The organism is Acinetobacter sp. SM34, assembly GCF_022012365.1.
Lineage (GTDB): Bacteria > Pseudomonadota > Gammaproteobacteria > Pseudomonadales > Moraxellaceae > Acinetobacter.
The window spans coordinates 1-24434 of record NZ_JAKLTP010000022.1; the positions used below are offsets into that span (position 1 = coordinate 1).

A 24434-nucleotide genomic window follows, 5' to 3' on the forward strand; every position below is an offset into this window, starting at 1 on the left:
ATTCATACCACTGAGTACTAGAATCAAACCAAATTGAGATATTTCCTCTATTTACTAAAGCACGATTATAAGAGGGCCAATTCGTTGTACGATAAATTTTAGGTGCTAGCTTATTCATTTCAGAATTATATTGTGGAATAAGACCTTATCGGTAGGTTTGTGCAACAAAGCCCCCCTTATTTAAAACTTTTAGGAACTACTAAAGAAAAACATATTGATGGAATATAAAAATAAAATAAGAAATAAAAAACATATTTTTTATTATTCTTATATAAGCTTATGAAATATTTATCATCAATATTTAAATTTTTACTTTTAAAGCCATAAACCACACTCATATATTCTAATGGATACCTTTTTTCTTGAGACCATTTAATAATTGCCTTCTCCCCTTTTAAATCTCCTAAATCACACTCAACTTTAGATATTAAATTACAAACCAGTACATAACTATATCTTTCATCAGCAACATCTTTAGCAGAAGCCCAAGTATCACCCCCTTGCCTACCAGTCCCCGTATTAAAATGCCCTTTTATTTCAACATTATATACCACTGTTTTTTTATAACTTTCATCAACATTATAAAAAAGGATAGCCAACTTATCAGGTAATTCCATAAACATAGGCATAAAAATCAAAAATAACCCAACATAATATTTTTCACTTTTTTTATAGTTTTTAAATTCCTCAATAGTCTTTTTTTCAAATTTCTTATTAGTAAATATAAAAAAACGATTAAAAGCCACATTATAACAACAGACCATATAGATAAAATCCTTATTCCATAAAACCCATCATCACTTATCACCCAATAAATAACAGCTACTGAATAGATCATTACCATCAATAAAGTTATAATTTTGAATTTAAAATTATTCACAAATCCCCCTAGAATTTAAATTATTCTTTGATTTAACTAAAACACTTGGTTTCGCCTTTTCCACTTCACTAAACAATGAAAAGGTCTGATTCACATAATTCACTACACCTGAAATCTGATCCATGTAATGCATCAATTCTGGAGTTTTTTCGGCTTGCATCAGCTTGATGGTTCTTGAGGGGTCATAGCCATCAAATTGGCAATAAAACAGTGGCTCTCCGCGTTTAAGAATTAAGTCTTTAGATGTGTCATGCCATTCAAATGCCCACATTAAGGGACGTGGCCAAATATGAATCGGGAAGCGCCCTCCAAAAATGGTGCCGGGTAAGGGATGTTTGCGATAATGTCCAAAAGCCTCGAGTTGCGTCAGGTACACCACTTCATCTGCAATAAAACAGTACGGCAATTTCAACTGTAAAATCGGTACTTGGGGTGTACGCCATTCATTTTCATTCACCAAGGTAATCAGTTCTCGTAACTTATTGGTGCGCACAGGTGATTGTTCCCCCAATACATTCACGATACTTGGTTTACCCTGTGCATCGCGGGAAAAGCGTAAATGAAAGTCAAATGGACAATTCACCACAAAGTAACGACTCTCCAACTGTAAGACTGCTGGACAACGACTGGCGGATTTTGCATGTTTGGTTTGAGATTGCGAACGCATGCGATAAGGTGGTTCAAAAAGGATAGATGCTTTATCCTCGGTTAAAAACCAACCCACCTGAATTGGACCCGTAGCTGTGCTAGGGTCACGATCTTCTACTATAAACTGAATGTGCATTGTTGTTATTCGTAAGTGTTAAACCGCAATATTATAACCGTAATTCTGATTGTTTTTTACCCTAAATTATATATTCATGCTTAAAATTACAGCTATCATTTGACGTTATATCCATGATTTAATTATTTTTATTCTAACCTTCGTCACTTTTAAAATTCGTAAAATCAAAAAATCCACAATTAAAAAAATTGTGGATCTGATCTCAAAATCAATTCTAACGTTCTCGTAACGCTTCCTTCGCTTTATTAAATGGCTTTAGTGTATATGTTTGAATAAAATATAATTTTTTACTAAAAATAAAACATTAAGAACTTATTTAATAAGGAGGTTGGGGTTTTATTTAATAAAGGTGTTGAATTTTATAAGTATAATTTTATTTCAATATTATATTTTGATACATCATGATTGTTTTTATTTGGTTAACTTCGGTATATGCTGATATTGTTATTAATAATTAGGCTGTTGATTATCTTTAAATAATGTCAAAAGGAATAGTGTTATGTCTAAGTCTCAAAATAAAACAGATATGAATCAAAGGAATCAACCGATAAAACAACCCCATCATTTACCACAGCAAGACCATAAACATAATCAGCAAAAAGATTCTGGAAAGCAGTCTCAAAATGAAAAATAAAACAGGATTTACTGTTATGGTCAGTATAAGATGTTTAAAGGGGGGAAAGCCCCTTTAAACAGGAAAGGAGTTAAGTATGAATATCAGACCTGTAAAAGCTCATAAAATGAATGAGGATTTTGATACATCGCCCACCGTGATTTATACCGGTGAATATGATGAGGAAAATCATTTGGTAAATGTATATAACTCATTGCAAGAACAATTGACAAAAATTATGGGTACTAATCAATGGATTTTGAATTCTACAGGTGAGGTATTTTTTATTGAAGAAGATGTACCTTATTTTGCTAATTAACAAGGTCAGGTGAAATAAATAATGAATACAGCAACCACATATCCACAGAAATTAGTGACATTCTATAAACTCGATAGCCCGGATATTCAGAGAGGTATATGGGCAAATTATGACAAGAATGGAAACTTTCTAAATTTGACCAATTATTATGGTAAAAGATTAGACCTGATCGGGCCGGATCGGGTACGTATAGATGGTGAAGTTTGGGTATGCAAAGAACATTTTAAATAAATAGATGCGTATGTTCTGTTGAATAAGAATTTTAAATATAAAATGTAGCATAATGAATATAACTAAAATAAAAATTAGTATTTTTAATATTTAGTATTTTTTGTAATGAAATGGAATGATTCAGCACAAATTATTTTAACTTATCAAGTTTAAATAAGCCCCTCCATATTGAAGAAAGGGCTTATATGGTAATGTTGTGCCTTGCTTAAGCCGCCACCCAATGACTTTTGACTTCTTCAGCATCTACATTGAGCATAACCTGATTTTCTTTAATTTCACTCACCCATGAAAGTGGAATAAGGTGATGACTACCTTCTTCATTTCTTGTTAACTTGATTTGATCTGTGCCTTGAAGGTGATCTACTGTTCCTACTTTTTTACCATCTACGGCAATTACGTCAGCATGTTTAGTAATGTCATTTACATTGATAGTAGCCATTTCATACCTCTCCTGTATAGTGGTAATCTTGCACCCTCTAATTTAAGGCATTCTCGAATCTTTGGCGCTATATATATGCAAAAGGGAACAAATCTTTAAGCAACTTTACTTTAGTGCATAAATATCATGCTTTAGAAAGAAATTTTTGCGTTATAGCTGTTTAAAAAATGCAGCAGAATTTAATACTTAATTCTTTTCCTTATTTATGATTTTTATGTTTTATATATGCAGATCAATCCTGAATTAAAATGGCATAGCTTGTTTTTTTATCATTTTAAATAATAGAAATGCTGCGCTACCAGCAAATAATAAATATTAAAGTTGAGTTACTGCTGTACGATTTTTGGGTACAGCAAGATATTCATCCTGCATTTCAAAGAAGAATTGATTTGCTTCATCAGCGTTGCTATTCAACCAATCCATCCTGGCATTTTCTGGAATGACGATGACCGAGCGCTTTTCATCTTTGGGTGTGTGAAATTGCTTCATAAAAGGATGATGGTCAGCATTGATAGTTAACAGACTCATGGATCGAACCGGTTTATTCTCAATGACTGCATTTTCATAAATGGCGGCGAGGGTAAAGGGCAGTCCATCTTTGCGGAAAATCGCATACCAGTGCGGTTTGCCATCTATATATTTGGGCTCGAAGATGGCATCGACAGGCACCAAGGCAAACTGATTTTTATGCCATGCATGACGAAAACTGGGTTTACTTGCCACGGTTTCAGTTCTGGCATTATAGGTGTGACGAGCATATTTCAATTCTTTTGCCCAAAAAGGAATAAGACCAAATTTGGCAACATCCCATTCAGGTTGATCTGCACCATGCATTAAAATTGGAGCATCATATAATGGGTAAATATGATCAGGATATTCAAACTGAGGCTCGGAAAGGCCTAGCAGAAATGCTCTATTTTTTTTAATTGCTTCAAAATTTGCGCACATGGAGCTGTCTCTGAATTTTTTCTTGATAATCATTACAGCAAAAAAAATTCCTCATCATTATTAATCTTACAAATTTAGCACCATTCATATTAAAACCAGTAATACGCTGTTTTAAGGTGCGAACAAGTCTGGACGCAAACTGAGCAGCCAGTGAATAAAGCACTCGGTCAGATCAATATGCTTGGTCTAAATTAAGGTGAGTCATATTCATATCTATATAAGTTTATTTCGGCATGGATAAATATCTCTCCATAATGCGTGCTTAGAAAAGTTTCGGCTTCAGTTTGAGTAATGAAAATTTTTGCCATATTTATATCAATTGACCAATACCATGGGCTGGCAAAGGCCAAATCCAGATCCGACATTTGCCAATTATGGCAGTCATCAAATTGATCTCGATAAGCGAGAAAGCTTTGATTTTTTTTTATGCAATAGAGTGTCATGGTATTCACCCCTTTCACGGGTAAATTAGGATTTTAAAGGAGCAGATTCATTGAAACTTTTAAAAATTGTGAACAGCAAAAACACAGATATTAAAAGCCAATGATAATCATGCTGTTATATTTTTTTGTAATGACATTATCCGACAAGCGGTAAAATAGCTCAACTAGATGTGCCGATTAATCAAATAAAGCCCTGACGTGAGAGCTTTATGAAATTGCAGGATCAATATTTTTTAATGGTGTCTTTTTTTCTTGCCGCCACCATCTTGCTTATTTTACGGTAGCCCAAGCAATATGTTCCGCATCATCTTCGGAAAGTCCACGTTCTTTTTCACTGTCCTCAATATGTTTCGCTTGTCGCTTCTGCTTCTCTGTATAAGCTGATTTATCGCCTCTAGGCATAATGTATACCTCTTTAGATTTACAGCTTTATTTATTTAAGCAAAAAAAAATTTATGATGGGTAATAATATGTCGAGCTTTGGTGTGGGATTTGATTCCTCATGATTCAAATGATTTACAGCGTTCTAACTGTTTAAATGGTTTAGCCATTAATAATCGTACCGCCATTCACATGAATGACTTGACCTGAAATATAACTGGCTTCATCCGAAGCAAGAAATAAATAAGCTGGAGCGACTTCACTGGGTTGTCCCATTCGTCCCATGGGCGTTTTTTTACCAAAATCTTTTAATTGCTCTTCATCAAAACTGCTCGGAATGAGAGGCGTCCAGATTGGACCAGGTGCTACTGCACCGCTATCACCGCCGGTGATCAGGGCAATTTTGTCTTTTAATTTATTGCTTCCTTGATGGTTGGGTTTGATGACTTCTGGTTGAGGATGCATTTGCGATTGAATACCCGGTTGATGGGCTTGGACTTCTATTGATGGGCTTTTTGGATATTTATACATATTCTTTCTGCTCCACTATTTTTTAAATGCTTAAAATATATTAGGAGCTTTATGAGAGGGATTTAGATGGAGCAAACATTAAATAACACAATGCATGAGAAAATTATCAATGCTTATATAAAGGACCTTTTACATTTAAATTCAGTTCAGAAATATCATCTATTTAATAACCATTTTAGAGATCAAATCATATTTTAAGTTTTGGCTTTACCACTGAGCAGTGGAATATTATCTCTAAAATCAAAGATCATTCAGGTTACATTAGAGCTAACAAAGTAAGCCATACATTAACATCTGATTCCTTATGATAGAGATCAAACTATAAGTCAAAGGCTAGAATCTTATGATCAGAATTAAAAACCCGGCATCAGGTGAAGAACGAATGATTAACAAGGTCTTGGGAGATGAAGTCACCTTGGCCAATGCCGAAGATCATGCCGGTTATTATGATATGGAGAATAATCAGTTTATTCCCAAGTTGAATGAAACCAATGAGCTGATTGGTTTTGTGACACACTCGGATCATGCTGTTTTATGGGAAATTGTGAGATAACTTTTTTATAAACTTTCTAAGAGAATTTTCTGAACTTACTTTTCCAGTCTGAGCACTGTATTGCCTAAAACTATGCTTTATAATGCTGTGCATGAATAGAGCATACCGAAACAAAGTTGAATTTTCTCTCATCCATTGGACTGTAGAACAGGATGGTTATTTGATAGAAAACCATTCTCTGAGTTTAGCCGAGTTACAAAAACGACTTCCATTTACTGAAGATCAGATCATCCAGCGAAAAGAAAGACTGGGTTTGTTTAGAAGAGAAAGGCAGTTAAAAAGACTTTAATGCTTATCATAAAGCCAATAAACGGAGATGACTGAAAATCTATTTAGTTTATTATTCAATGATCCCGATCATCGGGGTAATCCTCAAACACATAATTTCATTTTTTAAGTCTTTTTACATTTTTGCTGTAAATGTTGAACGGTGAAAATGTGTCATTCTTATATCCTGAATGATCCAACGACACAAGGATAAGACATGAAAAAAATAGTATTAATAAGTTTGGTCATCATGCTTGGCTTAACTGCATGTCAACGCGATACCGATAATGATCAGCAAGATCAAACCACATCTCCAAGCTCCATGGATAAAAACAAATAAACCTTAAGCCTGCTGACCAAGTGGGCTTTTTACATACCGATCTGTCGAAATAATAGAATGATTGTAATTTTGCATTTTGATATATTTTGCTAATGTCACGGTGCTTCAATTTATAGAAAATAACGCCCCAGCAATTGGCTGTCGTTTCTACGCTCACTCAGCGTATTCGTATTTTTACCTACCGATTATGTAGGTATTTTTTATCTTTTTATTTTGATATTTATCATTTTAGTACCCATATTATTAAGTAGAGATAGTTTTTCTCAACTAGGTGGGTGAGGTTAAATTTATGTTTAATTCTCTTCGTAAATTCTTCTGTCTACATGTGTATGAATACAGCTGGGATCATAAGCATGGATATATTCAGGAATGTCGTAAATGTGGAAAAAATGATTAACTTCATTTAATCCCAAAGAAACTGTTATGCCATTTAAAATCTGAAAAAATTTAGATGATGAGTTTTTATGCTGAACAAGTTTGGTTTATAGGGATGACTTGCACAAAAGCCAAAATAGGCAGTGTTGAGCTTAGAGAGCAATAAGGAAATCATATCGCCGAACGTTTTTATAAGCGTTGAGTAATCAATGTCAATGTGCTTGAGACTGTCTTTTTATAGATCAACTGCATAGATGAATGCAATTTACATTGAATGAAATTGACACAAAGTTAAGATTGGCTCATAAAAATTAAATAGTAAATTAATTAAATTATATAGACTAAACAGAGGGTGAAAATAAGATGGCTACTCGAGAACCCATGCAATTCAGTCAACATAATCAAGAACCCAATAAGCCAAATCAGCAGCAACAAGAAAATCCAAAAACTAATCAACAAAATCAGCAACAAAATCCGCAGAAGCAACCCAACCAGCAAAATGACCATCAACAAGAACATTTCCGCAGACAACCGAAATAAAATTGAGCTTTCATCTTCCTAAACTTTCACATAAGAAGAGAAGATGTAGCTTCAATTTTTTGCAGATATTGTCTTATGGCTATTTTCTTTATTTATAAAGGTAACGATTATGGATTCAAGACAAATAAAAATGATCCTGGGTGTGATTGCAATTATTGTTATTGCTTTAATTCTTTATTCTATGTACGAAAGAAATAAAGATGAAATGGGAGGCATGCCGGACAGACAGGGCAGCTCAATGTTGATTCCTGACAATGAACCACTCATCAATGTGTAAACTAAGATAAGCGTAAAGCAACTCACAAAACTTTAAATCAATAATAAGCCCTCAACTGAGGGCTTATTTATATCTATTTCATATTCTTAAACTTAAGGACTACACGATGATTGCTATCGAATAACTTTAATTCATGGTTGGTCGCCTCATAGCTGACAACCTGGGTTAGAGCTTGTGCAAACTTTTGCGGTAAGTCGGTTGGATTTAAACAGGCTTTCTCTGTAGTGGCTAAATTGGAAAATTTAATTTGGGTATCTTGTACAGCATAGCCTCCCATAAATTGGTTGCAGCCATCACTACCGCTGAGTTGGCTATTATCAAAACTGAGCATTGGAACGGCAGATAAAACAGGATCAGCTTTATACTTAACTTGATTGATTTCGGTCATCACCTAGTTTTTGTTTTGTAATTTTGCTAAATGCCTTTCAGTAGAGGGATTTGGCATGGAGGAAGTACAACCTGTCAAAACCATAGAGGCAGCTATGCTGGTTGCTATCATCATTTTACTTAACATTTGCTTTCTCCAATTGATTTACTTTTTGAATTGTGAGGCAAACAACAGATGATGATTTTATAAAAATTTTCTTAATTCATTTGATTATTAACCAATAATCCACATAAATTAATCGAAAAATATACATGGATGATTGGACATAAGGGAAAGCATAGTGCCATTGTAAAAGCCCTCAAGTGAAGGCTTTTTTACAGTAGGTTAATTTTTATTAAGGAAGTTGTTATGAAGATATTTTAACCATTCCAAAGTGTCTTCTTTTTGATTATTTCGAAGTATTGTTAACCTCCAGTTTTTTACATTCCTCATTATTTTTGCAATTTTTAATTTCCGCCACATTTTTAGTTTGACTTGTTATTTTTTGAGGCTTAGAAGGAAAATCTAGAGTAGGGATAATTTGCATTGATGCTAAGGTTGAAACAGATGTGAATGAAGATAGAACAACTAAAATTGCTAAAATACAGCGTTTTGAACCGAACATAATATTGCCTTGAAAAATAAAATAAAAATTAGTTAATTTATCTATTAAATAGCGATTTAATTTAATAAAAATTATTATGAGTTGAATATCACCAAAACTTGGTATTTTTTATTATATGGAGTAGTTATTATGTCTAATATAAAATATATTGACTTTTATGAATTTTAATATATTTATTATAACCAATTTTTATAAAAATAACTCATATATTTATCTATGTATGAGTTAAAGCTATATATTCATAAATAAGTCAAAAAGGTAGAAAAAATTCATATTTCACTCGAGTTAATCTGCCTTGTCTTATTGATTCAAAAGATAAGATGAAAAGGTATTTAATTATGAGGGTAGGGGGAATTAAAGCATAATGCAGATGCTAATTCTGTGCTGTTTAGGGAGCGGTATTGGTATTATTAAAAGTCACTCAAGTGAGGGCTTTTCTTTCCTTAATGAGTGGGTGTGTGAGCAGCATACATAGATTCTAAACTTTCATGAACAATTAGCATGGCTGATATTTTGGCACATTTACCCTTGTCATCTTTAATGTCAATCATCCATTTTTCTACAGCATTAATCATATTTTCACAGAAAAAATTAACATCAATAGTTAGGATATCTCCATTTTGCATATATTTTACAGACCCAATAGTCATAAAGTTAACTGATATGGCTGGCTTATCTGCATACTGAAGTGTTTTTGTTTGGTGCTTAATAATATTAGTACCTTGGTGTAAAAAAGAGCAACGAGCCGCATAACACTCTGGAGCACCAAATATTACATTGTCCTTCTCATGGTGTAATATTTGCTTATAAGTGTCAGCTAAATACTTATTAAACTATATACAATATTTCTGCCCACTTGTCTTATTATATTTATCATCTACCGAAGCACAAATATCTGGCAAAGTAAGAGCCATAGCAATAGCTTCAAAATAATTACTGGTTTTTAGTGAAAGTTTTATTGAATCTAAATATTGCTGCATAAATCCCATTTTTAAATATTTTTACAATTAAATTTAAATATAGATCAAAATCCTATAATTATTTTCAGTGCTTAAGATGCTCAAGAAAGTGCTTCATCTATCCATTTTAACTATCAACGTGAGACCAAAACGAACGAATACCATTATCATTAAATCTTAGACCTATAGTTTTTTCGATAAAATAATCTGTTGCTGTATTCTGGTATGCGAGATGAACCCTGGCTGTAATGCTTCTATCGGGATTGTGGTTTATTGCACAATGTGGTTCTGGATTCTCTACAAGGAAGTAACCTTTTGTAATATTTAACCATTTTATAAAAATTTCCCTATTTTTTAGCATGTGCTCAATGTAAAAGTAGAGATAAGTTTTTATACCCATTTTTTTAATTTATTCAGAATAAGTACGATAAAAGTGTAACTTATATATTTAAGTTACTGCTTAAAAAATATAGAAAAGTTTTCAAGTATGAGCTTTTTTATTCTTGTAAAATTTATTCTTCAATTTCTGAAAAGTTCGTTTTTATATCTGTAGTCTACAAATTTTAATAAAAATTTATTTTTTAAGATTTTTAGACTCTTGAAGTACAAGTACAGGCAATCATATGCAAATATATGCAACCATGAAAGAAATTAACTTATTGATAATGCAAGGATATGCAAGCTAATGCAACCTATTGCAATACAGCATAAACTAAGTGGATTCTACTTCTTCTATTATTCCATCGTTGGTACTTTCATGCCTTTTTGGAGCCTGTATCTGGAAGATCAGGGCTTTAATTATCAAGAGATCGGATTGTTGTCTTCGATCGCAATCATTACGCGCTTTTTCGCGCCGTTCATTTGGGGATGGCTTGCCGATAAGTCAGGCAAAAGAATGTTGTTGGTACGAATTGCGACCTGGATGGAATGCTTTATTTGGTTCATGATTTTTCTGGTTCCGAATACCTTCCAGTCGGTAGCACTGCTAATGCTGATTTTCAGCTTTTTTCAAAATGCCATTTTGGCGCAATTTGAAGGGGTAACTTTATTCTGGTTGGGCGACAAGCGCACTCAGCTGTATGGAAAAGTAAGAAAATGGGGCTCTGTTGGTTTTATTGTTGGGGTGTTTGGGATTGGGGCTTTACTCGAAATTGTTCCGATTTCTATGCTTCCCCTGATGTTGTTGTGCATTGCATTTTTGGCTTTCCTCTGGTCTTTTAGCATTAAAGAGCCCAGTAGCGCTCCACAGTCGCAACAGCAATTAGAGCCACTCTTGCCCATATTAAAACGACCCGTAGTCGCTGCATTTTTTGCAATAGAGTTTGTTTTATTATTTTCTCATGCGCCATTTTATAGCTTCTATAGCAATTACTTGCATCAGGTTGGTTATAGCACCACTGAGATTGGTCTGTTGTGGTCAGTTGGGGTGGTTGCAGAAATCATCATGTTTGCCTTTGCGCATATTTTCTTAACCCGATTTTCATGGCGTAGCTTGGTTAGTTTGTGTTTGGTTTTAACGGGTGTGCGTTGGGTTGTGGTGGGATTGTTGCCTGACTTATTTATGGCACAGTTTTTAGCCCAGAGCATTCATGCTTTTAGTTTTGGCCTGTTTCATATGATTGCCATGCGCATTATCTTTCAAAATTTTTCAGCGGGTCAGCAAGGCCGTGGCCAGGCCATGTATAGCACCATGTGGGGCTTGGGAGTTGCCCTGGGAAGTATTTTGGCTGGAAAATATTGGCAAGTGATTTCTGGAGAGATGGTTTTTGTGCTCGCCGGGCTTTCAACTGTTGTGGGTTTGCTGTTTGTACGCTGGCTACCGAAATATATCCAGCAAGCCTAAAAAGGCCTTTAAAGAAAAGTCAGTATTCTATGCCCTGTGTTCAAGATTGTGGCCATGATGCTGCCTGTTATGGTTTTAGTCAGCTAGGCAAGGGTTTCTATCAAGAAGCAATGGTGATCTGATTTCGTCCCAAAGCTTTTGAGCGATACAGGGCACGATCCGCCAGATTAATAATATTTTGCAAGCTCAGCTCGGTGGGTAAGCTCTGATGGGTAATGCCAATACTGGTGGTAATAAATAATAAATCTCCCTGAGGGAGTTGCATTGGAGTTAATTCAATTTTATTGCGAATTCGTTCAGCAATGGCTTGAGTTTCTTGCAAGGTGGTGTTCATCATTAAAATCAGGAATTCTTCACCGCCTACACGAGCAAAAAGTTCATTGCTACGGATATTATCTTCAACCAATTGCGAAAAATGTTTAAGCACCAAATCACCAGTATGATGTCCATATTGATCATTCATTCTTTTAAAATGATCCAGGTCAAGCATCACCAGTGAGACTGAGTGGCTCTTAGCTTCACTCAGATATCGTTCCCCTTTTTCAAAAAGGTGACGTCGGTTAATGGTATTGGTCAAACTGTCGTGATTGGCCAGATACAACACTTTTTTATACAGTTCACGGCGGTTACTGGTAATAATGCACAGAACGAGGGGGGCGAAACCCAGCATACATAAACCAATACGCACAGAAATAGTGGTTGATAAATATGCCGAGGAGGAATCGGATAAATAAAAATAAGTCAGACTATGATAAGTCACCAAACATACAATGCTGTTAATGATGGCAACGATGAAAATAGGATAACTTAAAGCAGCCCAAATTAAGGCAGCCAGAGGATAAAGCAAGGCACCCGGTCCAGTGAAAATATGGGTAAAAGTCACTGAAATAACAATCGCAATCAGTGGTAGCAATTTGGTCAAATGAAATTGATTCAGCTTAATATTTTTTAAATATTTTCCCATTTCCTTTAATGTGGGGAAAAATAAAATAATCGGCAGAATGGTAATGCAATTGATGATTTCACCTGCCCACCACATGCCAAAATCAATCCCAAGACGTTGCGTAGACATGAAGGTATTAGAAAGATAAGGCACAGTCGCAATAGCAAACAAGGCACTGGCCAGGCAACCACCCAAGGCACAAATGGTAAATAAATATAAGAAGGTAAAACCTTGATTATAGTTTCGATAATTTAATTTCCAGTATTGGATAAAAAATAACGAAATTATCACGTTAATCAGATTTGCGAGGCTAAGAACAAAGGTCAGCAGCAAAAAGTTACCAGTTAGCAGATCTGCCAGCATATAACCACTAAACGCACCTAACCAGCCACCTAGGGTTCTTAAATGCTTAAAACGTAAAAATAATCCCAGCAAAACTGCATTTGCAGGCCATAAATAGGCTAAAAAGGTAACAGGTCTGGATAGAATCCCGCACAAACAGCAGCTCAGGACCACAGCGCCAATAATGAAAAAGGCAGGGGCATGTTGCCGTAACGAGGATAATTTAGATGAGGTTAGCAAAGTATGCAAAGATCACGTCCTTGTCACTCTAACATGGCGACTTAGTCAGAAGGATTAAAAAATTATTTTGCTATACTCTTAATTAAATTGAAATATTTTCAAGACGAATGAACATTTATTATATAGCTGTATCGTTATAAGTGGAGATTGTTATTTCGGTATTAGTCGGAAAGAATTGATTCTTTTTAGCTTGGCCGATTACTTTTTTGGGTAAATTCAGCCTGAAATTATATTGTTGTAATATGGTGATAAATACTGGTTTTTCATAAAAATATGCTAAGTTATAGCAAAGGATTTTTAGCACTGAATTGATGTATGAAAAAAACATATTTTACAATTTTACTTACATTGTGTTCATCAGTTGCGATGGCAAATGACAACCAAGCTGTAGTTGCAACAGAAGAAACGGATCGAGCTGAAAATTCGAATACCATTCGTATTGTGACTCGTCCAGAAATTGTTGGCTTATGGGGAATGCAAGTGGCCAACAATAATAAATGTATTGAATATTATAATTTTAAAAGTAATAACAATGTCATCATCAAAAGTGGTCAAGAGTGGTCATCTGGAATTTATGACTTTCAGCCGGCTCAAGAGGAGCGCTCTTTATTGTCTGCACTGGTTTTGCAGGTAAAGTATGACAATAATGAAAAAGATTGTTCGGGTCTGCAGGAAGACCAAACCGGAGAAATTTCCCAATATTTTGTGCAATGGAAGAATCCATCGACCATTAATTTCTGTAGTAATGACAAGGCAGAACAATGCTTTGCCACATTACACCGTGTGCTACCTTAATGACTATTTATATTTTTTATACATAACTTTTCAGCATATTAAAAAACCGCTCATAAAGAGCGGTTTTTTAGTCTTAAAGCTTTGTTCAAGAAGCTTCTTTATAGGCTTCTAGTTTTTTCAATAAGTGTTTTTCCAGATAATGAATATCCATGGCTTGAGCACAGAAATTTTCATCTTCCAAAATTAAATCTCGATGCAGCGGAATGTTGGTTTTAATTCCGGTCAAGATCATTTCTTCTAATGCCTGTTTCATACGGGCAATGGCAGTCTCACGATCTTTACCATGGGCAATGAGTTTAGCGATCATTGAATCATAGTAAGGTGGAATACTATAGCCTTCGTAAATATGTGAATCTAAACGAATACCGGCACCACCTGGAGTGTAATAGTGCTCGATTTTGCCTGGAGATGGAAGGAATGTGGTTGGATCTTCCGCATTGATACGGCATTCCATGGCATGACCACGACATTCAACATCAGCCTGTTCAATCTGTAGGCCAAGCCCGCCAGCAATAAGCAGTTGTTGTTCAATGATGTCGATACCAGTCACCATTTCAGTGACTGGATGTTCAACCTGAACACGGGTATTCATTTCAATGAAGAAGAATTCATCATCTTCAAACAGGAATTCGAATGTACCGGCACCACGGTATTGCATCATTTTACATGCATTCACACAGGCTTCTAAAATTTCAGCACGTGCTTCTTCAGGTAAGCCTGGTGCAGGCGCTTCTTCCAGTACTTTTTGATGGCGACGTTGCAGTGAACAGTCACGATCATACAGGTGAATCGCATGGCCATTACCATCTGCCAAAACCTGAACTTCGACGTGACGCGGTTTTTGCAGGAAGCGTTCCATATAAACCGTGTCATCACCAAACCACATTTCAGCGTCACGTTGTGCCGCCTGAACTGATTCAAGTAAGGTGTCTACACGTTCAACAATACGCATACCACGACCACCACCACCAGAAGCAGCTTTAACAATCAGCGGGAAGCCAATTTCTTTTGCTTCTGCAAGGGCGTTGTGAATAGTCACTGCATGGTCACAGCCTGGTACTGTCGGCACGCCGGCTTTTTTCATGGCAATAATGGCAGAGACTTTATTCCCCATCAGGCGAATATGTTCTGGACGTGGACCAATAAAGACAAAACCAGAATTTTCTACAATTTCTGCAAACTCGGCATTTTCCGACAAGAAGCCATAACCTGGATGGATGGCATCTGCACCGGTAATTTCAGCAGCAGTAATAATTGCCGGGATGTTTAAATAGCTTTCGCTACTTGCACCCGGACCGATACATACAGCTTCATCACAAAAGCGTAAGTGCATCAGGTCTTTATCGGCATCGGAATAAATACCTACGGTTTTAATTCCTAAAGTTCTGCAAGCCCGGGTGATGCGTAAGGCAATCTCACCACGGTTTGCAATCAAAACTTTTTGCAACATTGTAAGTCCCCGTGGTCTTAGGCGCGATAGCGGAACAAAGGTTGACCGAATTGAATTACTTCGCCGTTTTTCACCAGAATTTCTTCAATCACGCCGCTTTGAGTCGCTTCAATCGGGTTCATGATTTTCATGGCTTCAATAATACCCAGTGTTTCACCGGCAGAAACGGTCTGACCCACTTTAACGAATGGTGCTTCGCCTGGGTTTGGTGCAGCATAGAACACACCAACCATAGGAGAGTTTTCAACTGCGCCGCGTGGTGTTTTTGCGACCGGTGCTGCAGCTGCGGCTACAGGCATTGCAGGAACAGCTGCTGCTACCACTGGATTGCGACGGGTTAAGGCGATGGATTGATCACCTTCTTTAACTTCAATCGCTTGTAAGTCAGACTCAATCATCAGGTCGATGAGTTTCTTGATTTTACGAATATCCATGAGACAGTATTCCTAATTATGGTTGCGTAGAAGGTTGGATTTTATCGATGGCGAAGTCCAGTGCAGCGGCATAACCTTTTGCACCTAAACCACAAATCACGCCAACGGCTTTATCGGATAAATATGAATGATGTCGGAATGCTTCACGTGCGTGTACATTGGACAAATGAACTTCAATAAAGGGAATGGCAACACCAAGAAGCGCATCACGTACTGCAACCGAGGTATGGGTTAATGCTGCAGGATTGATAATGATGAATTGAACGCCTTCTTTTTGTGCCTGATGAATTCGGTCAACAATGGCACCTTCCCAATTGCTTTGGAAGGTATCTAGAGAAAGAGATGCATTTTGAGCTTGAGCGATGAGCTTTTGATTTATATCATCCAGAGTAAGGTGTCCATAAACTTCAGGTTCACGCATACCTAGTAAATTTAGATTCGGTCCATGAATAACCAAAATGGTTGAGCTCATTCAGCTTGCTCCAATTATAAGTTTGCAAATATACCTTGCAAGATGTCAGCAAAGTTTGCGTATTATGGCATATATTTCCGTATTTCTATTATGAATTGTTTGAATTGAAACGGAAGCTATGTGTCAAAACTGAGCTATATAATGGGAACTTTGCAGGTAATTGGCAATGTTAAAAAATGACATTTTTTATAATTATTACTATTTTTTACATTGTAAACTGAATTGACCAAAACAGTTCATTTATTTTGTGTAACATCCAGCGCAGAGTCATTAATTGTAAGCATTTCTTGCCAGCAGGTAGTATAGCGTGGAGAGCGATGGTGCTGTTTCATATGCCAGGCTGGATTGGCAGAATGATAGCCAATTTGTATGCAATCCGAGCCATAGCGTTGTTGCATTTGCAATAGGGTTTTCATTAAACCCTCACGTTGCTGAATCAGTGCTAAGGGTTGCCATAAGTCATGAGTATATTGTTGCTTAACATGCAAGGCACTAAACATCACTTCCACTTTAATGTATTTCTTATTTTCCTTAAATAAAACATATATTTGCTTTAATGCTGCAGCATTTAAAACAAGTAAATCATTGCTTGCATATTCCAGACCTAGCGCATGAGAAATACTTTTTTTATAGGGAGGGTTGGAGATCTTTTCATAGAGTGAAACATGTATGCAGGCACACAGTTGCTGTTGCTTGATTAAGCGTTTATGGGCACGGTTGACATGAAAAATGACGGCTTGTTTGATAATTGATTTTTCAGTCAATGCTGCAGCAAAACTTCGTGAAGAAAGGATTCTTTTTGCCGGTGTTGCAGGGTCATCCAGTGCAATACAGGATTGACCTTTTAGTTCACGAATCGTCCGTGCAATCGTCACTGAAAATTGTTTGGCAAGATGATGTTCATTGGCAAAAGTTAAGTCATAGCAACTATAAATTTCATAGTCTTGAAGCTGTTTGCTGATTTTACGACCAACACCCCAAATCTCGCTAGCCGGTGTTTCTAAAAGCAGGCTTTCATAACTGCATAAATCTAAATGAGGTAAATAGCATAGAGAGTTAAAACCACTTCTTTTTTTGGCAAAATGATTGGCCAGTTTGGCTTGGGTTTTAGTGGTGCCAATTCCCATACAGCAGGGCAAGCCAAGCCATTGCTCAATGCGCTGGATTAAGTCTCGACAATATTGTTCTACATCAAAATTTTCTGCATAACTGCTGAGCTGGATAAAACACTCATCAATGGAATAAGGCTCTAAATCATCAGGATGAAAATGCTGTTCCAGAATCGAAAAAAAGCGCCGTGACATATCTGCGTATAAAGCATAATTACTGGAAAATACTTTTACTCCCGCCGCTAAAGCCCATTGCTCAATTCCATGCCAAGGAATGGCCATACCGATATTTAAAGCCTTGGCTTCATTGCTTCGAGAAACCACACAGCCATCGTTATTCGAGAGCACCACCACAGGCTGGCCATTCAAATGAGGATTAAATACCCGTTCGCAGCTCACATAGCAGTTATTGATATCGATTAAAGCAAAAAGTTGTTGGGCCATTTTTATTCTTGAAATTGTAACGTTTTCAAGATTAGAATAATCAAATCGCTCAGTAATTTCAAATTTAAAAAATGAGGATAATCAAGAGCGCATTCGATAAAGAGCTTGAGCAGCCTGTAAGCTTCAGTGTAATTACAGTTAATAGCGTAAAGATCAGATTTAATGATGCATTAAAAATCAGTAAATTAATATTTTGATCATTACAATGAATTAAGTCGATACAGTTTGCGGGTTGGTTAAGTAGAAATATCCGTTAGATTAATAAGAGTCGTAATACATACGGCATATCCTAGTAATCTGATTGAGCAATCAGAATCTAGTCATCAATGCAAAGGATGGATATGAAAATGGCTAATCAACAACAATCGAATCCGCAAAGCGAAAACCAAAAGCATCAACAGCAGCAACAACAGCAGCAAGACAATCAACGTCAGCAAAACCAAGGCAATCAACGCCAACAGCAGCAAAAAAACCCTCAACAGCAAAAATAATCCTCAGCCAAGCTGAGGATTCATTAAAAAGCCCCAAGTAAACTTGGGGCTTTTTATTGGTCTATTTTGAAAGGTAAAAATTGTGACCTGTTTGGGCTGCGTATTAATCCATAAGGGATACCGGCCATAAGAGGTATTAGCGTAATTTTTTTAAAATACAGGTCACCACACCCCAAATAATCAGCTGTTCTTCACTGTGCAAATAAATATCCGGATATTCCGGGTTTTCTGCTTTTAACCAGATATTCAATTCTCCATTTTTCTGTTTTTCTATCATTAATCGTTTAACGGTAAAGTCATTATTGATTAAGGCCAAAACGATATCGCCGTGTTCTGCCTTTAGGCTACGGTCAATTAAAATCTGGTCATCAATGTCTATGCCTGCATTTTTCATCGACAACGAATTCACGCGTAATACAAAGGTACTTGAGGGGTTATGCACCAGGTAGCGGTTTAAATCGATAAAGTCTTCCGCATAATCCTGAGCCGGAGAGGGGAAACCGGCAGCAACTGACTCCAGAGGATAAGGAATATCGAGCTGGGTCTGAATCTGTATAGGATGCAGTTCAATCTTCTGACTTCGGTCATCTGCAGGTTTGGGTTTTAACCAGGACTTGATTTGCAGTACTTTAGATTCTGGCACACGCATCACCACGGTTTTTTCTTGATATTGGGTTTTACGGCCGGCATTTTTGCGTTTGCCGCCGTGACCATGCTCAGTGCTTATTGTGGATTCTGTAGTATCGTGAAGTTTCATTTTAATCTTTTTTGATTTTGTAACTTTTTCAAGCTTAGCAAAAAATACTTAAAATAAAAAGTTTAGCTATGCTAAATCGTTCTAAGTTAAACTGTCGCTATTCGGTTTTATATGCCAGAGAAGCGCAATGTCAAAAAATTCCCAACAACTTTCACCCTTAGAAGAACTGATTGCAGAACAAAAGTTATTGTGTGAGGAGTTTGATTCCGCCTATATCCAGGTAAGTGGTGATGATGTGGTAGCCATTGCGGTGCAAACTTTAAATAAAGAACCGATTGTCGGGATTCGTAAAAAACCAGAAACTGATGAAAATATTGGCTGGTTTATTTACGGTGGCGAGTTGGAAGCAGGAGAAGACTTTTTCCAGACCATGACCGTTCGAGAGTTACAGGATATTTTACCTGAAGCGCTACCATACCTGGCTTTGGCTGAAGGTTTCCGTTTTATGATTGATCGTGAAGACTATGAAGATGTCTGGAAAGAAGAACAGTAATTCATGAGCCACTTCATCAGTGGCTTTTTTTGACACGTAGAATTTAAAACTCAGCGTTCTGAATAGAGGTATTATTTCCCAAATAAGCTGACTGCAAAGCGTTACATTTCTATGTTGGTGTATTTATAGACAATTATTGCGGCTATGTTAATATAATAGGTAAATACACCTTGTGTAACGGGAGTTGTTCCATGACAGCTTATACCATCATGAAAGCAGGCAAATATGAGGATGATATGATTCCTAAACTTGCCATACACGCTTTCCGTCATGCCTTTAACAAAGCATGTGCGGCAGCAACGGTCGTTTACGCAAAAGATCAGCAATTGCTACAACACGAAGTCAATGGACAAGAAACCGTGATTGCTGATTTGCATCAAGCCTACATTAGTGTTGATCATCTTCCTCAGGTTTTAAAACGCAAGAGAAAACAAGAGGCAGCTGTATAACTGAATGCCTCAACCAAGAATAAGGATGTTTGCCGGTCCGAATGGATCTGGAAAAAGTACCGTCAAAGAATATTTATTGCCCCATCATATTGGGGCTTATTTAAATGCCGATGACTTGGAACATAATCTGCGCTCGAGTCAGCGACTGGATTTAATGGCCTATCATCCTGCATTAAAAGCCCAAGCTCTAGTGGCTTTTCTTCAACAGAAAAAACGTCCTCAATCCGGGCAGCTGGTTGCTTTACTGCGACAAGAGCCTAACGTAGTGGATGACTGGAATATCCAGTTTCATGCATCAGAAATAGATTCTTATCTTTGTGCGCGGATTATTGACTATATTCGGCTGGAATTTTTGCGCTTAAAAATCAGCTTTACTTTTGAAACAGTAATGTCGCATATCTCTAAGGTTGAATTTCTACAACAAGCCCAGCGGCAGGGTTTTAAGACCTATTTATATTATGTTTCTACGGTAGATCCGCGAATTAATATTGCCCGGGTCAAATATCGGGTGAGTGTAGGTGGACACGCGGTTCCAGAGCAAAAGATTGTGGAACGTTATTACCGCAGTATGGATTTACTCATGCAGGCGATCGATGCCAGTGATCGTACCTATCTGTTTGATAACTCATCCAATGGCGAAAAAGCAGCCTTTATTGCCGAGATTGAAGCAGCTGAAATATTAAAAATGAATCCGGCACTTGAGCAATTGCCGTGGTGGTTTGCAGAAAAAGTACTTCAAGATTTTATGGAATAATTTTATAGAAGAATAATTCTTTATCTCAAAATCGCTTCATATAAAGATTATTGTGTTTAAACAAGCTGAAAAAAATCAAATAAGATTTAAACAGATCTGATATTAGCCTACGTCGTGTAAAGCGTATAGTGATTTATTAAACAAGCAACTCCATATTTAAGCTGCAAAATTCCATATTTTAAATATATTTTAATATGTAATATAAAAATATATATTGTTTCTGGGGCTTTCATTTATGCATAATTTCCTGCTCGCATTTCTAGGTGGAATTCTTCTCGGACTATCGGTGGTGGGATATCTGTACGTGAATGGTCGTATTTCCGGAGTCAGTGGCTTAATAGCGCAAGTTCTTAGCCCGCAAGCCCAGTTTAAAACGCCAGCATTCTGGTTTTTATTAGGATTATTGGTAGTGCCATTTTCTATGGCATGCTGCATGCCCCCGATATTGAAATAAAAGCCAGTCCTCTTATGTTGATTATTGCCGGATTGTTGGTAGGGTTTGGTACACGTATGGATTCAGGGATGTACCAGTGGACACGGGATTTGTGGCATTAGCCGACTGTCTAAACGTTCAATAATGGCAACCCTGGCCTTTATGTTTTCCGGATTTGTGACGGTATATATCATCCGTCATGTAACAGGAGCATTCTGATATGAAAAACATCTGGGCTTTTATCTTCGGTGGTTTATTTTCAGTCGGACTCATGTTATCAGGTATGTCTAATCCTAAAAAAGTATTAGATTTTTTAGATTTGTTTGGTCAATGGGATGCAAGTCTGGCCTTTGTTATGCTGGGTGCCATCGCCGTGGCATTTATTCCATTTCAAAAAGTGGTACATCAACAGGTACCTAAAACAGTGTATGGAGATGCCATTGATTTACCTAAAAACAATAAGATAGATTCTAAATTATTGATAGGCAGCTTGATCTTTGGAATCGGTTGGGGGATTGCCGGAATTTGTCCTGCACCCAGTCTGACTCTAATTGGTTTGGGATACTATCAAGCCCTTTACTTTATAGCCGCCATGTTTGCGGGCATGCTGATTCAGCGCCAATTGATGGGAAAACATGTATGATGCAGCATCCACAAGTTCAGCACTTTTTGATCAGCAGACCAATACCTTTAGCTATGTAGTGAACAGATCCTTCCAGCCTGCGTTGCGCCATCATCGATAGTGTGCTGGATTATGATGCGCCATCAGCCACCACCAAGACCACACAAGCAGATTTAATCATCGACTATGTTCATCAAAATAGCCTAAGCGTAGAATGGATTTTGGAAACCCATGTTCATGCTGATCACCTTACTGCATCGCAATATTTAAAAGCACAATTAGGCGGAAAAATTGCAATGAGCAAAAAAATTGCCATTGTGCAGGAAACCTTTAGCGCGATTTATAATCTGGACATTAAATAACTTTAATGCCAGTCAAACCTTTGATCATCTATTTGAAGATGGAGAAGTATTTAAAATAGGGGAGTTGGCAGCCTATAACATTCCTACACCAGGGCACACACCCGCGTATTTAAGCTATGTCATTGGTGATGCGGTATTTGTAGGCGACACCTTGTTTATGCCGGATTACCGCACAGCACGCTGTGATTTCTCCAAGGGCAGTGCAGCTACTTTATTCGACTCCGTTCAAGCGCTTTACCAGCTGGATGATCAAATCCGGGTGTTCCTCTGTCATGATTATTACCCGAAGGTAGAAAGGAATATCGCTGTGAAAGCACTATTCAAGAACAAAAGAAAAATAATATTCACCTGAATGAGCACACTACAAAAGCAGATTTTGTGGAGATGCGTAACCGCCGTGATGCTACTTTGTCCATGCCTAAACTGATTTTACCTGCCATTCAGGTCAATATGGATGGAGGGCGGTTTCCTGATCCTGAAGCAAACGGCATCCGCTATTTAAAATTACCACTCAATTATTTTAAATAAGATCAAGCATAGCGCAGAAGTCTAATAATCTAGTGTCATTCCGTATGCCTAAGACACTATTCAATATTTAAGTTTTTGATTTATTTTTAAAATGATTCTGCCATTCTGGTCAGGATTGGCATTCTAATCTCTTTTACTCGATATATCTTAATAAAATACCAGTCCTAAAATGCCCTATCTTGTAAAATAGCCTAAGCAAAAAATATAAGCTTAAAATGGCAATTGATTAAATGCCTATTATCGTCAAAGATAACCTATCTAAAAAGTTACCAAGGTCATTCCCAAAGCCATGATTTTAAATCACCAAATTCATCACAATGAAAGCACAACAGAAAAAACACCACTCGTTTTTATTCATGGTCTTTTTGGTAGTTTAAGCAATTTAGGCATGCTGGCTCGTGCATTTTACCCATCACATCCGGTTATTCAGCTGGATGTACGTAATCATGGTCATTCAGCACATTCAGCAACCATGAATTATGCCGTGATGGCACAAGATATTTTAGAAACCTTAGATGCATTGAATATTCAAACATTTTCCCTGATTGGCCATTCAATGGGTGGGAAAATTGCCATGCAACTGGCCAATAGTGCAGCTGAGCGATTAGAGCAACTGGTGGTTCTGGATATGGCGCCATTTGCGTATCAGGAAAGTCATCATGACCAAATTTTTAAAGCTTTATTTGCAGTAAAAAATGCACAGATTGAAAGCCGACAACAGGCGACCCAAATTATGCGTGAATATTTAAATGAAGAAATGGTTATCCAGTTTTTAATGAAATCCTTTAATAAAGGGCAATGGTTATTTAATGTTGATGCATTATTTCATCATTATTCAGAGATCTTGGGTTGGAATATTATTCAGCCATGGCAAAAAGAGGCACTGTTTATTCGTGGCGGTAAGTCGGCTTATCTTAGTAAAGATGAACATTTTAATGCGATCAAGCAACAATTTCCGCATGCCAAAATTCAGGTGATTGATGATGCAGGTCATTGGTTACATGCTGAAAAAACTCAACAGGTTCTGGATGAAATGAACCAATATCTAAACTAAGTTCTCATGCACAAAGTAACAGCCAAATTTTAATCTGGCTATTACTCAAAATCTTCATTGCCATGCTTGGCTAACAGTTGACCTTCAGCAGTTAACTGTTCAGCCACTGCAGCTGTTTTTCTAAGTCCGGGCATGCGATATTCACTATGTCCATAATCTTGAATGGATGTCCAGCGGCCACCCCAAGTTAACCCGACCGATTCAGCAACTGTTCCATAGAGTTGATAACCTTGCATTGCCCAAGGATCCCGTTCTGAAATAATTACTTTACCGTTACGTTTAAATGCAATATCGGCCGCTAAACCAAATTGATGATAACTTTGAAAAGCTCTGGCACGGGTAATATGACTATTTCCAGCCAGGGAATTCTGGCGCTCTGGACTACGATAACCCTCCAATAAAACCATTTCATAACCATATCGTTCTTGCATGATTTTAAATACCATTAATAAACGTTGTTTATAACGTGGATTCATTTTGTGCCATTTACGATCAGCGGATAGCAGGTCGGTATAGGAATGCTTATGCACATCTTCAATATTGGAGT

At 36.9% G+C, this 24434-nt stretch carries 31 protein-coding genes and 4 pseudogenes; 17 read left to right on the forward strand and 18 right to left on the reverse strand.

Going from position 1 to position 24434, the window contains the following annotated elements; all coding sequences use genetic code 11:
• The 3 genes and pseudogenes from LZZ98_RS14750 to LZZ98_RS14760 form a co-directional block, all read right to left on the reverse strand.
• Positions 1-118, reverse strand: a pseudogene (locus tag LZZ98_RS14750) (IS5/IS1182 family transposase); the annotation flags it as partial.
• A gap of 58 nt (positions 119-176) precedes the next feature.
• Positions 177-746, reverse strand: a complete 570-nt coding sequence (locus tag LZZ98_RS14755) for a hypothetical protein (protein ID WP_237788501.1) — start codon at positions 744-746, stop codon at positions 177-179.
• Positions 747-872: 126 nt separating this feature from the next.
• Positions 873-1664 carry a hypothetical protein gene (locus LZZ98_RS14760; protein WP_237788502.1) on the reverse strand — a complete coding sequence of 264 codons (792 nt, stop codon included), beginning with the start codon at positions 1662-1664 and terminating at the stop codon, positions 873-875.
• A 499-nt stretch (positions 1665-2163) separates the two neighbouring features.
• Here LZZ98_RS14760 and LZZ98_RS15525 point away from each other — a divergent pair, with 499 nt between their 5' ends.
• From LZZ98_RS15525 to LZZ98_RS14770, 3 genes are all read left to right on the forward strand, one after another.
• On the forward strand, positions 2164-2298 hold the full coding sequence (locus tag LZZ98_RS15525; protein WP_269091877.1) for a hypothetical protein: 135 nt from the start codon (positions 2164-2166) through the stop codon (positions 2296-2298).
• A gap of 76 nt (positions 2299-2374) precedes the next feature.
• The gene (locus tag LZZ98_RS14765; RefSeq protein WP_237788503.1) at positions 2375-2596 is read left to right on the forward strand and encodes a hypothetical protein; all 222 of its coding nucleotides are present in this window, start codon (positions 2375-2377) and stop codon (positions 2594-2596) included.
• Between the two features lie 21 nt (positions 2597-2617).
• Positions 2618-2827, forward strand: coding sequence for a hypothetical protein (locus tag LZZ98_RS14770; protein ID WP_086175161.1), 210 nt, complete (start codon positions 2618-2620; stop codon positions 2825-2827).
• A gap of 205 nt (positions 2828-3032) precedes the next feature.
• On the opposite strand, the gene LZZ98_RS14775 is transcribed toward LZZ98_RS14770, so the two are convergent.
• The 5 genes and pseudogenes from LZZ98_RS14775 to LZZ98_RS14790 all read right to left on the reverse strand — a co-directional run bounded on the left by LZZ98_RS14775 (position 3033) and on the right by LZZ98_RS14790 (position 5569).
• Positions 3033-3266, reverse strand: coding sequence for a DUF2171 domain-containing protein (locus LZZ98_RS14775; protein ID WP_237788504.1), 234 nt, complete (start codon positions 3264-3266; stop codon positions 3033-3035).
• A 315-nt stretch (positions 3267-3581) separates the two neighbouring features.
• A complete protein-coding gene (locus LZZ98_RS14780) occupies positions 3582-4214 on the reverse strand; it encodes an SOS response-associated peptidase (RefSeq protein WP_237788505.1) in 633 nt (210 codons plus the stop codon).
• Between the two features lie 191 nt (positions 4215-4405).
• Positions 4406-4657, reverse strand: a complete 252-nt coding sequence (locus tag LZZ98_RS14785; RefSeq protein WP_237788506.1) for a hypothetical protein — start codon at positions 4655-4657, stop codon at positions 4406-4408.
• Between the two features lie 233 nt (positions 4658-4890).
• A pseudogene (locus LZZ98_RS15530) lies at positions 4891-5059 on the reverse strand (hypothetical protein).
• Between the two features lie 141 nt (positions 5060-5200).
• Entirely contained in the window at positions 5201-5569 is a 369-nt protein-coding gene (locus LZZ98_RS14790; RefSeq protein WP_237788507.1) for an SDR family oxidoreductase, read from the reverse strand.
• A gap of 343 nt (positions 5570-5912) precedes the next feature.
• Here LZZ98_RS14790 and LZZ98_RS14795 point away from each other — a divergent pair, with 343 nt between their 5' ends.
• The 4 genes from LZZ98_RS14795 to LZZ98_RS14810 all read left to right on the forward strand — a co-directional run bounded on the left by LZZ98_RS14795 (position 5913) and on the right by LZZ98_RS14810 (position 7921).
• Positions 5913-6122 carry a hypothetical protein gene (locus tag LZZ98_RS14795; protein ID WP_237788508.1) on the forward strand — a complete coding sequence of 70 codons (210 nt, stop codon included), beginning with the start codon at positions 5913-5915 and terminating at the stop codon, positions 6120-6122.
• Between the two features lie 484 nt (positions 6123-6606).
• Positions 6607-6729 (forward strand): lipoprotein, encoded by a 123-nt coding sequence (locus tag LZZ98_RS15535; protein ID WP_269091878.1) that lies wholly within the window; start codon positions 6607-6609, stop codon positions 6727-6729.
• A 738-nt stretch (positions 6730-7467) separates the two neighbouring features.
• Positions 7468-7644 carry a hypothetical protein gene (locus LZZ98_RS14805; protein WP_237788509.1) on the forward strand — a complete coding sequence of 59 codons (177 nt, stop codon included), beginning with the start codon at positions 7468-7470 and terminating at the stop codon, positions 7642-7644.
• A gap of 109 nt (positions 7645-7753) precedes the next feature.
• On the forward strand, positions 7754-7921 hold the full coding sequence (locus LZZ98_RS14810; protein ID WP_237788510.1) for a hypothetical protein: 168 nt from the start codon (positions 7754-7756) through the stop codon (positions 7919-7921).
• A gap of 73 nt (positions 7922-7994) precedes the next feature.
• On the opposite strand, the gene LZZ98_RS14815 is transcribed toward LZZ98_RS14810, so the two are convergent.
• The 3 genes from LZZ98_RS14815 to LZZ98_RS14825 all read right to left on the reverse strand — a co-directional run bounded on the left by LZZ98_RS14815 (position 7995) and on the right by LZZ98_RS14825 (position 9563).
• Positions 7995-8309, reverse strand: a complete 315-nt coding sequence (locus LZZ98_RS14815; protein WP_237788511.1) for an META domain-containing protein — start codon at positions 8307-8309, stop codon at positions 7995-7997.
• A 388-nt stretch (positions 8310-8697) separates the two neighbouring features.
• A complete protein-coding gene (locus LZZ98_RS14820) occupies positions 8698-8913 on the reverse strand; it encodes a hypothetical protein (protein ID WP_237788512.1) in 216 nt (71 codons plus the stop codon).
• A gap of 443 nt (positions 8914-9356) precedes the next feature.
• On the reverse strand, positions 9357-9563 hold the full coding sequence (locus LZZ98_RS14825) for a hypothetical protein (protein WP_237788513.1): 207 nt from the start codon (positions 9561-9563) through the stop codon (positions 9357-9359).
• Between the two features lie 994 nt (positions 9564-10557).
• On the opposite strand from LZZ98_RS14825, the gene LZZ98_RS14830 reads away from it, so the two are divergent.
• Entirely contained in the window at positions 10558-11715 is a 1158-nt protein-coding gene (locus LZZ98_RS14830) for an MFS transporter (protein ID WP_237788514.1), read from the forward strand.
• A gap of 100 nt (positions 11716-11815) precedes the next feature.
• Here LZZ98_RS14830 and LZZ98_RS14835 read toward each other — a convergent pair whose 3' ends face one another.
• Complete coding sequence (locus LZZ98_RS14835) at positions 11816-13249, reverse strand: diguanylate cyclase (protein ID WP_442862724.1); 1434 nt, start codon at positions 13247-13249, stop codon at positions 11816-11818.
• Positions 13250-13555: 306 nt separating this feature from the next.
• Between LZZ98_RS14835 and LZZ98_RS14840 the strand changes: the two genes are divergently transcribed.
• Positions 13556-14035, forward strand: coding sequence for a hypothetical protein (locus LZZ98_RS14840; RefSeq protein ID WP_086176751.1), 480 nt, complete (start codon positions 13556-13558; stop codon positions 14033-14035).
• An 85-nt stretch (positions 14036-14120) separates the two neighbouring features.
• On the opposite strand, the gene accC is transcribed toward LZZ98_RS14840, so the two are convergent.
• From accC to LZZ98_RS14860, 4 genes are all read right to left on the reverse strand, one after another.
• Complete coding sequence (gene accC / locus LZZ98_RS14845; RefSeq protein WP_237788515.1) at positions 14121-15485, reverse strand: acetyl-CoA carboxylase biotin carboxylase subunit; 1365 nt, start codon at positions 15483-15485, stop codon at positions 14121-14123.
• A gap of 17 nt (positions 15486-15502) precedes the next feature.
• Entirely contained in the window at positions 15503-15919 is a 417-nt protein-coding gene (gene accB, locus LZZ98_RS14850; protein WP_086176753.1) for an acetyl-CoA carboxylase biotin carboxyl carrier protein, read from the reverse strand.
• Positions 15920-15935: 16 nt separating this feature from the next.
• The gene (gene aroQ, locus LZZ98_RS14855; protein WP_237788516.1) at positions 15936-16391 is read right to left on the reverse strand and encodes a type II 3-dehydroquinate dehydratase; all 456 of its coding nucleotides are present in this window, start codon (positions 16389-16391) and stop codon (positions 15936-15938) included.
• A gap of 236 nt (positions 16392-16627) precedes the next feature.
• Positions 16628-17944, reverse strand: coding sequence for a Y-family DNA polymerase (locus LZZ98_RS14860; protein ID WP_237788517.1), 1317 nt, complete (start codon positions 17942-17944; stop codon positions 16628-16630).
• Positions 17945-18291: 347 nt separating this feature from the next.
• Between LZZ98_RS14860 and LZZ98_RS14865 the strand changes: the two genes are divergently transcribed.
• A complete protein-coding gene (locus LZZ98_RS14865; RefSeq protein WP_171262914.1) occupies positions 18292-18435 on the forward strand; it encodes a hypothetical protein in 144 nt (47 codons plus the stop codon).
• Positions 18436-18571: 136 nt separating this feature from the next.
• Here LZZ98_RS14865 and LZZ98_RS14870 read toward each other — a convergent pair whose 3' ends face one another.
• Positions 18572-19192 (reverse strand): LexA family protein, encoded by a 621-nt coding sequence (locus LZZ98_RS14870; protein ID WP_237788518.1) that lies wholly within the window; start codon positions 19190-19192, stop codon positions 18572-18574.
• A 127-nt stretch (positions 19193-19319) separates the two neighbouring features.
• Between LZZ98_RS14870 and LZZ98_RS14875 the strand changes: the two genes are divergently transcribed.
• The 7 genes and pseudogenes from LZZ98_RS14875 to LZZ98_RS14905 all read left to right on the forward strand — a co-directional run bounded on the left by LZZ98_RS14875 (position 19320) and on the right by LZZ98_RS14905 (position 23887).
• A complete protein-coding gene (locus LZZ98_RS14875; protein WP_237788519.1) occupies positions 19320-19685 on the forward strand; it encodes an immunity protein Imm33 domain-containing protein in 366 nt (121 codons plus the stop codon).
• Between the two features lie 191 nt (positions 19686-19876).
• Positions 19877-20134, forward strand: coding sequence for a hypothetical protein (locus tag LZZ98_RS14880; RefSeq protein WP_086176758.1), 258 nt, complete (start codon positions 19877-19879; stop codon positions 20132-20134).
• Positions 20135-20138: 4 nt separating this feature from the next.
• Positions 20139-20888 carry a zeta toxin gene (locus LZZ98_RS14885; RefSeq protein ID WP_237788520.1) on the forward strand — a complete coding sequence of 250 codons (750 nt, stop codon included), beginning with the start codon at positions 20139-20141 and terminating at the stop codon, positions 20886-20888.
• Between the two features lie 235 nt (positions 20889-21123).
• Positions 21124-21540 (forward strand): annotated as a pseudogene (locus LZZ98_RS14890) (YeeE/YedE family protein).
• Between the two features lies 1 nt (position 21541).
• Entirely contained in the window at positions 21542-21964 is a 423-nt protein-coding gene (locus LZZ98_RS14895; RefSeq protein ID WP_237788521.1) for a DUF6691 family protein, read from the forward strand.
• Positions 21964-22833 (forward strand): annotated as a pseudogene (locus LZZ98_RS14900) (MBL fold metallo-hydrolase). The gene LZZ98_RS14895 and the pseudogene LZZ98_RS14900 overlap by 1 nt, the downstream one beginning before the upstream one ends.
• 289 nt (positions 22834-23122) lie before the next feature.
• Positions 23123-23887 carry an alpha/beta fold hydrolase gene (locus tag LZZ98_RS14905; RefSeq protein WP_237788522.1) on the forward strand — a complete coding sequence of 255 codons (765 nt, stop codon included), beginning with the start codon at positions 23123-23125 and terminating at the stop codon, positions 23885-23887.
• Positions 23888-23928: 41 nt separating this feature from the next.
• Here LZZ98_RS14905 and LZZ98_RS14910 read toward each other — a convergent pair.
• Positions 23929-24434, reverse strand: a 506-nt coding sequence (locus LZZ98_RS14910) for a M15 family metallopeptidase (RefSeq protein WP_237788523.1), incomplete at its 5' end; no start/stop codon positions are given.

What these genes read in the sequence shown, in the direction of transcription:
- LZZ98_RS14870 (WP_237788518.1), bottom strand. Translation starts at nt 19,192, where the DNA reads ATGAAACTTCACGATACTACAGAATCCACAATAAGCACTGAGCATGGT.
- LZZ98_RS14825 (WP_237788513.1), bottom strand. Translation starts at nt 9,563, where the DNA reads ATGACTATTGGGTCTGTAAAATATATGCAAAATGGAGATATCCTAACT.
- LZZ98_RS14885 (WP_237788520.1), top strand. Translation starts at nt 20,139, where the DNA reads ATGCCTCAACCAAGAATAAGGATGTTTGCCGGTCCGAATGGATCTGGA.
- LZZ98_RS14820 (WP_237788512.1), bottom strand. Translation starts at nt 8,913, where the DNA reads ATGTTCGGTTCAAAACGCTGTATTTTAGCAATTTTAGTTGTTCTATCT.
- LZZ98_RS14770 (WP_086175161.1), top strand. Translation starts at nt 2,618, where the DNA reads ATGAATACAGCAACCACATATCCACAGAAATTAGTGACATTCTATAAA.
- LZZ98_RS14815 (WP_237788511.1), bottom strand. Translation starts at nt 8,309, where the DNA reads ATGACCGAAATCAATCAAGTTAAGTATAAAGCTGATCCTGTTTTATCT.
- LZZ98_RS14785 (WP_237788506.1), bottom strand. Translation starts at nt 4,657, where the DNA reads ATGACACTCTATTGCATAAAAAAAAATCAAAGCTTTCTCGCTTATCGA.
- LZZ98_RS14775 (WP_237788504.1), bottom strand. Translation starts at nt 3,266, where the DNA reads ATGGCTACTATCAATGTAAATGACATTACTAAACATGCTGACGTAATT.
- LZZ98_RS14830 (WP_237788514.1), top strand. Translation starts at nt 10,558, where the DNA reads ATGCAACCTATTGCAATACAGCATAAACTAAGTGGATTCTACTTCTTC.
- accB (WP_086176753.1), bottom strand. Translation starts at nt 15,919, where the DNA reads ATGGATATTCGTAAAATCAAGAAACTCATCGACCTGATGATTGAGTCT.
- LZZ98_RS14805 (WP_237788509.1), top strand. Translation starts at nt 7,468, where the DNA reads ATGGCTACTCGAGAACCCATGCAATTCAGTCAACATAATCAAGAACCC.
- LZZ98_RS14895 (WP_237788521.1), top strand. Translation starts at nt 21,542, where the DNA reads ATGAAAAACATCTGGGCTTTTATCTTCGGTGGTTTATTTTCAGTCGGA.
- LZZ98_RS14875 (WP_237788519.1), top strand. Translation starts at nt 19,320, where the DNA reads ATGTCAAAAAATTCCCAACAACTTTCACCCTTAGAAGAACTGATTGCA.
- LZZ98_RS14760 (WP_237788502.1), bottom strand. Translation starts at nt 1,664, where the DNA reads ATGCACATTCAGTTTATAGTAGAAGATCGTGACCCTAGCACAGCTACG.
- aroQ (WP_237788516.1), bottom strand. Translation starts at nt 16,391, where the DNA reads ATGAGCTCAACCATTTTGGTTATTCATGGACCGAATCTAAATTTACTA.
- LZZ98_RS14840 (WP_086176751.1), top strand. Translation starts at nt 13,556, where the DNA reads ATGAAAAAAACATATTTTACAATTTTACTTACATTGTGTTCATCAGTT.
- LZZ98_RS14790 (WP_237788507.1), bottom strand. Translation starts at nt 5,569, where the DNA reads ATGTATAAATATCCAAAAAGCCCATCAATAGAAGTCCAAGCCCATCAA.
- LZZ98_RS14860 (WP_237788517.1), bottom strand. Translation starts at nt 17,944, where the DNA reads ATGGCCCAACAACTTTTTGCTTTAATCGATATCAATAACTGCTATGTG.
- LZZ98_RS15525 (WP_269091877.1), top strand. Translation starts at nt 2,164, where the DNA reads ATGTCTAAGTCTCAAAATAAAACAGATATGAATCAAAGGAATCAACCG.
- LZZ98_RS14765 (WP_237788503.1), top strand. Translation starts at nt 2,375, where the DNA reads ATGAATATCAGACCTGTAAAAGCTCATAAAATGAATGAGGATTTTGAT.
- accC (WP_237788515.1), bottom strand. Translation starts at nt 15,485, where the DNA reads ATGTTGCAAAAAGTTTTGATTGCAAACCGTGGTGAGATTGCCTTACGC.
- LZZ98_RS14865 (WP_171262914.1), top strand. Translation starts at nt 18,292, where the DNA reads ATGGCTAATCAACAACAATCGAATCCGCAAAGCGAAAACCAAAAGCAT.
- LZZ98_RS14905 (WP_237788522.1), top strand. Translation starts at nt 23,123, where the DNA reads ATGATTTTAAATCACCAAATTCATCACAATGAAAGCACAACAGAAAAA.
- LZZ98_RS15535 (WP_269091878.1), top strand. Translation starts at nt 6,607, where the DNA reads ATGAAAAAAATAGTATTAATAAGTTTGGTCATCATGCTTGGCTTAACT.
- LZZ98_RS14810 (WP_237788510.1), top strand. Translation starts at nt 7,754, where the DNA reads ATGGATTCAAGACAAATAAAAATGATCCTGGGTGTGATTGCAATTATT.
- LZZ98_RS14795 (WP_237788508.1), top strand. Translation starts at nt 5,913, where the DNA reads ATGATCAGAATTAAAAACCCGGCATCAGGTGAAGAACGAATGATTAAC.
- LZZ98_RS14880 (WP_086176758.1), top strand. Translation starts at nt 19,877, where the DNA reads ATGACAGCTTATACCATCATGAAAGCAGGCAAATATGAGGATGATATG.
- LZZ98_RS14780 (WP_237788505.1), bottom strand. Translation starts at nt 4,214, where the DNA reads ATGTGCGCAAATTTTGAAGCAATTAAAAAAAATAGAGCATTTCTGCTA.